Annotated in this window: 10 protein-coding genes; 1 reads left to right on the forward strand and 9 read right to left on the reverse strand. The window is 39.1% G+C overall.

Features of this window, described 5'->3' with window-relative positions; genetic code table 11:
* Nucleotides 1-152 precede the first annotated feature (152 nt).
* From AC1DDX_RS23965 to AC1DDX_RS24005, 9 genes are all read right to left on the reverse strand, one after another.
* A complete protein-coding gene (locus AC1DDX_RS23965) occupies nucleotides 153-410 on the reverse strand; it encodes a hypothetical protein (protein WP_477611950.1) in 258 nt (85 codons plus the stop codon).
* Nucleotides 411-413: 3 nt separating this feature from the next.
* Nucleotides 414-626 (reverse strand): hypothetical protein, encoded by a 213-nt coding sequence (locus AC1DDX_RS23970; protein WP_477611949.1) that lies wholly within the window; start codon nucleotides 624-626, stop codon nucleotides 414-416.
* Nucleotides 627-852: 226 nt separating this feature from the next.
* Nucleotides 853-1,053 carry a hypothetical protein gene (locus AC1DDX_RS23975; RefSeq protein WP_477611947.1) on the reverse strand — a complete coding sequence of 67 codons (201 nt, stop codon included), beginning with the start codon at nucleotides 1,051-1,053 and terminating at the stop codon, nucleotides 853-855.
* A gap of 4 nt (nucleotides 1,054-1,057) precedes the next feature.
* Nucleotides 1,058-1,567 carry a hypothetical protein gene (locus AC1DDX_RS23980; protein WP_477611946.1) on the reverse strand — a complete coding sequence of 170 codons (510 nt, stop codon included), beginning with the start codon at nucleotides 1,565-1,567 and terminating at the stop codon, nucleotides 1,058-1,060.
* A gap of 2 nt (nucleotides 1,568-1,569) precedes the next feature.
* Nucleotides 1,570-1,770, reverse strand: coding sequence for a hypothetical protein (locus AC1DDX_RS23985; protein WP_477611945.1), 201 nt, complete (start codon nucleotides 1,768-1,770; stop codon nucleotides 1,570-1,572).
* Nucleotides 1,771-2,266: 496 nt separating this feature from the next.
* Entirely contained in the window at nucleotides 2,267-3,106 is an 840-nt protein-coding gene (locus AC1DDX_RS23990; protein WP_477611943.1) for a hypothetical protein, read from the reverse strand.
* A 102-nt stretch (nucleotides 3,107-3,208) separates the two neighbouring features.
* Nucleotides 3,209-3,433, reverse strand: coding sequence for a hypothetical protein (locus tag AC1DDX_RS23995; RefSeq protein ID WP_477611942.1), 225 nt, complete (start codon nucleotides 3,431-3,433; stop codon nucleotides 3,209-3,211).
* Between the two features lie 31 nt (nucleotides 3,434-3,464).
* A complete protein-coding gene (locus AC1DDX_RS24000; protein WP_477611941.1) occupies nucleotides 3,465-3,971 on the reverse strand; it encodes a DUF1643 domain-containing protein in 507 nt (168 codons plus the stop codon).
* Nucleotides 3,972-4,021: 50 nt separating this feature from the next.
* Nucleotides 4,022-4,159, reverse strand: coding sequence for a hypothetical protein (locus tag AC1DDX_RS24005; RefSeq protein WP_477611940.1), 138 nt, complete (start codon nucleotides 4,157-4,159; stop codon nucleotides 4,022-4,024).
* A gap of 296 nt (nucleotides 4,160-4,455) precedes the next feature.
* On the opposite strand from AC1DDX_RS24005, the gene AC1DDX_RS24010 reads away from it, so the two are divergent.
* On the forward strand, nucleotides 4,456-4,648 hold a 193-nt coding region (locus AC1DDX_RS24010; RefSeq protein ID WP_477622721.1), incomplete at its 3' end, for a hypothetical protein.

The raw sequence follows: 4,648 nt of genomic DNA on the forward strand, positions 1-4,648 counted from the left end.
GTTGTAGGTCATTAAATCCTGGTTGAGATAAATATTGATTATCCATCCCGTCTGAAAATGCCGTTGCGATGGCTTCTCTAACGGGAAACATATCGGAGCGCTTAAGCGATGAAACGTATTCCTCTGCTATCTTTACCTTTGATTCTTCCATTTTATTTTCCTCCTTTTAAAAATTCATAAACTATACACATGTCCGAAAAATCATCTGTTTTACAGTCATCACAACCACAATCGAAATCGTATTCCCATTCTACTATTCTTCCATGCTTTTCTTTACACCTATGCGGCCCGTTATGACCTTGTGGTAATAAGCACCCTGTCTCATCATAGAAATCGTTACGATCCCTGTTGAAGTAAGTTCCGCATACTTTCTCTGTCATCCCCGGCTTAATTGTGTTTTGGTTGTTCATGGATTAATGTTTTATAATAAATAATCGTTCTGTTAACCTGTCTAAATGACCTAACGCATCACTACACTGCATTTCTATATGCTCTGAATGTCGGTCAATAAGGCGCCTTAATTCACCTTTGTTAGTGCAAGCGTCTATTTCGTCTACATCTATCAAATTACCTCCAAAGAAATCTTTATACTCCTTCATTTGCTTTTTTACATCTTCTATTTTCATTACGTTATATTTAGTATGTTAATTAAAAATCCATATCGCTAAACACACCAGTGCTGTTGCTATAATTGCGAAAACTGTTTTGAAGAGCATGGTTAAAACCTCCTCCCCTGATAAGCACCATAACCGCTGTAATCTCTGCCCTCAGGTTTCCGTGCAATTCCGACTAAAACCAATGCAATGACTGAAAGAGTGGCCCACAAAACGATCAGGCCAGTTAGTACGCGCCTCATCTCAGCCCCCTGTATACTTCAGTAATACAATCGAACTCTTTGAAAGACAATACTCCAGATGTGGTTATTGTACGATTCACCGTATCAATAGTAACCAGATCGTGCTTGTTAAGCTTAATCTCAATCAGTCCTAAGTCTGCGTTATCTTGCTTTGCCTGGAGGGTGTCTTTGAATTGTTCTAATGCTAGGTCTGTCATGTCCTTAATAATTAATTGATTCGTTCCAACAGATTATTTGTCCTTTAAACGGCTTAGGATATTGAAACCAATCTTGCAGATCGTGCCTCGATAAACCATCATTTTCAGCAACATACTCCAGTTTATCAGGCGAAATTGGATATCCATCTATGTAAAATGAATTGCCTTTTATCTCAAACTCCCAGATCTTCTTAATCTCGATATCAGGAGCGATTGTAATCATCTTCGAAGTGTATGGCTTACCTGACCAAACCCTAGGGCTAAACTTATCACCAACTTTCCATCTGATACCTGAGCGGATTGTATGGGATTTGGGGGCAAAATCAGCCCATTTATCAATTGCAAGTACCATAAGATCAAATATTCCTAATGTCGGTCGGCTCTTTAATGCCGTAAAGTCATTCGCTGAATATTCTGGAAAACCTTTACATAGCTTCTCCACGAAATATGTTGCCTGTCCTTTTCTTGGATGATACGCGGGGAATACCCTGCTGAAAGTTATTACTCCGCTCATAGCTATTGTTCACCGTTGCGGTCTGCAACGTCAAAGTCCTTTGGATTAAACCTGGTTCCGTTAGCTTTAGCGCTCAACCTTTCAAGTTCCTCCTGATCGGTAAGCCCCATTTCTTTCTTATACCTACCAGCTAACATTACTGCGTCTTGCAGGTGTTCTCTTAGATTTTTATTCTCTCTTTCTAAAATGATTGTGTTGTTCATATGAATCTTATTTATATTTCTTGCCACAGAAAGGGCAATAATTGTGAGTAATAAATGTATTTCTTGTCTTTTCGCGCACTTCACCAGACTTCATGGTGTGATTATAACCAACTTCTATTTTCTGTCCAGTTTTAGTTGATCCTTTACCGTCAAGTCTACCAATGTTTGATAGATCAAAGTAAACATGTGTTAAAGTCGGGTCTGACTTCATTAATTCCTCCCTAACTTTAGGGTTGCAGCATGGCTCCTTCATGATTCCTCTTTTTTAAATAGCCAGGCAAATAATGATAGTAGTCCTACGCCAAGTATACCAAACGCTACTGAAGCCGCTAGTAACCACCAAGGTGATTGGCATACAACCCATAAGCATCCCACTGCAATAAGTATTATCAGGACGTACCCGATTGTTGGTTTGATTTTCATTTCGATTTGTTTTTATTCAAGTACCTGGTGTATAAATCCATCCCAACACCTATCAGGATGGTGAATAGGATGGTTAGCATGAAGTCAATGATTGATAGGCTTCAAACACTTTAACTAAATCTTCCTTATCAATAAATACACCTTGTCGAGGCCCGTATTTACCAGTAGAATGAAGTGTTAATTTATCTTTGGTTACGATAGCATAACCACCATCGCCCTCAATGCGAATTTGTTGAGGTATATTCGTCTGCTCAATCCATTTCTCGGCTGCTTCTTTGGTGGAGAAGGCTTTAACTTGATCTGGAGTTGACACTGCTTTGCTGTCATTACTAAATACGCTATTACTGATACCAAGCATCCATTTGGCAGATACATCAGAATAATATGCATGGCTGTATTTATCCCCAACATAAAGCGGCACATTATCCTCACTGGTCATTGCAAACACAGGTACTTCAATCCCAGCCTCTGCTGCGAAGTCTTGGAAGGGGATGATTTTATAGCCTTCAGTTCCGAAACCCTTATCACATCCTTCCTCAAGAAATACCGGTTTTTTAGTATGCCTAACAATAATAGGATTAGGAGCTTTAGCATCTCCATCTTGTATATTGAACACATCCCAACCGTGGTAGGCTCTATGCTCCATCAACAACTTAAACTCACGTTCATTGTTAACCTGTATTGCGCACTTTTCGGATAGGATGGAGTCTTTTACGGGTATAGCCCATTCGCCATCAGCATAGAAACAATCGCTACCATTGTCCGACATAACCTGAATATCTCCGTTATGATTTAGGTCGGTTATTTGAAACTTTCCATTGCTTGTGTGGTCAGGCGCTTTGCCTCCAAACCGTGCAACAGTCCCAGCAGGATAATCCCGCATTGCTTTTTCGAGTAGTTCGTGTTTTTTCATCCTAAATAAGTATTATTAAATCCTTTAAAATCGCCTGCTACCATTGCGTAGATGACCAGAGCGACGATGATTGTTAGTGTGATTGTGCGGAAGATGGTCATGTTACCCCCTCCCACGTTTTAACTTAGCATTCTTAGAGAACTTCAACCGGTTCGTCCTACGTTGCTTTTGAGATTTGCCAAACCAAACTGGACTACCAAAAGCAATCCTCGCTGTTCCAAATGGAGCAGATGCCTCAACAGCTGATTGCTCTTTACTTTTACCTGCTAATCCTGCAAGGGCAGCAATAAAGCCCAACCCTAACATGTTTCTCATTCCAAACTTCATATAATTTTGTTTTTTAAGTGTCTATTAATGTTTAATTTGTTGTGAATTTTAAAGGTTTAAGTGTGCTTTTCAGATATAATGGGTGATACGGATTACCTTGCTTTGTAAGTTTCAGATAATGCCAATCATACTTTGTAAGGTCTGGCTTTAACATGGCTCTAGATGGATTGCCATATGCCAGAATATGCATTGAACAAATACTCATCATCTCTTTTACATGATTCTGATTTTCCTTAGGCTGCAACTCATCAGGCGCTAAACATTTCAAGTCATCAGGATTTGTTGCGCGGTAAGGAGAAAGATTACCAATCCAAATACCACCGAACCCCCATGATTTAGCGAAGTTCACACATCTGGTCATTGTTGGATCTGAATTAACTTCATCGGCTTTTGACGGGTTATGCATTATGAAAAGCACTGCTGGTTTCGTTTGATCCCAAATACGCCATAATCGATACCTGTATTTTTTGCATTCTGAAATTATCGCTCCAGAAGAGACAGACTGCGATTTGTTCCCGAAAAGATCAAATAATTCCATATAATAAATTTTAAAGTGTCAATAAAATAAGCGTAGGCACCACACCTACGCTAAATCAACCTAAACCAACCCCTATTGGGCAATATCTGCCTTGCTTCATTGTACACCAGGTCATCATCCCGAAGCCAATCCTTCACAAGGGCTTTACCATTAGCCCCGACTACGTTCTCATCGGGGCTCTTAAACATGTCTAGTAGCTTATATTTGCTACTTCCTGCAGGCCCCTATATGTCCTGCCTCTGCTCTCTGTTTTTTATGCTTTGCCTGCCCTTCGTGGATCACCCACTCACAGGACTTGAAATTGAGTTATTCCAATTATTAGCTAATGCATATTCTTAACCAAAAAAGAAAGGCTTATAGCCTTTTCTCCTTTTGATAACACTAAGGTAAAAACAATAAATGAATATTCCCAATATTAGTTAATGCATAATTCATAAAACTTGAATTTATTTTTACGACCTTCATTCGATCTAAATTAAACGGCATGAAAGCAAACATTACTAATATCCTTTTAGGTGGTATACTTATTTCACTGTGCTATGTAGGATTCCAACTTAACAAAGTAAATAGCCACCATTCAAGTTTTGAAATAATTCCTATGAGAATATTCGATAATGATGATCGAGATAATACATACAATCCAGTAATGATGAATCGCGAAACTGGTAGAATATATG

This window comes from Pedobacter sp. 10L46_2 (genome assembly GCF_056395165.1).

Coding starts and splice junctions, on each gene's coding strand:
- AC1DDX_RS23965 (WP_477611950.1), bottom strand. CDS start 410: ATGAACAACCAAAACACAATTAAGCCGGGGATGACAGAGAAAGTATGC.
- AC1DDX_RS23970 (WP_477611949.1), bottom strand. CDS start 626: ATGAAAATAGAAGATGTAAAAAAGCAAATGAAGGAGTATAAAGATTTC.
- AC1DDX_RS23975 (WP_477611947.1), bottom strand. CDS start 1,053: ATGACAGACCTAGCATTAGAACAATTCAAAGACACCCTCCAGGCAAAG.
- AC1DDX_RS23980 (WP_477611946.1), bottom strand. CDS start 1,567: ATGAGCGGAGTAATAACTTTCAGCAGGGTATTCCCCGCGTATCATCCA.
- AC1DDX_RS23985 (WP_477611945.1), bottom strand. CDS start 1,770: ATGAACAACACAATCATTTTAGAAAGAGAGAATAAAAATCTAAGAGAA.
- AC1DDX_RS23990 (WP_477611943.1), bottom strand. CDS start 3,106: ATGAAAAAACACGAACTACTCGAAAAAGCAATGCGGGATTATCCTGCT.
- AC1DDX_RS23995 (WP_477611942.1), bottom strand. CDS start 3,433: ATGAAGTTTGGAATGAGAAACATGTTAGGGTTGGGCTTTATTGCTGCC.
- AC1DDX_RS24000 (WP_477611941.1), bottom strand. CDS start 3,971: ATGGAATTATTTGATCTTTTCGGGAACAAATCGCAGTCTGTCTCTTCT.
- AC1DDX_RS24005 (WP_477611940.1), bottom strand. CDS start 4,159: ATGTTTAAGAGCCCCGATGAGAACGTAGTCGGGGCTAATGGTAAAGCC.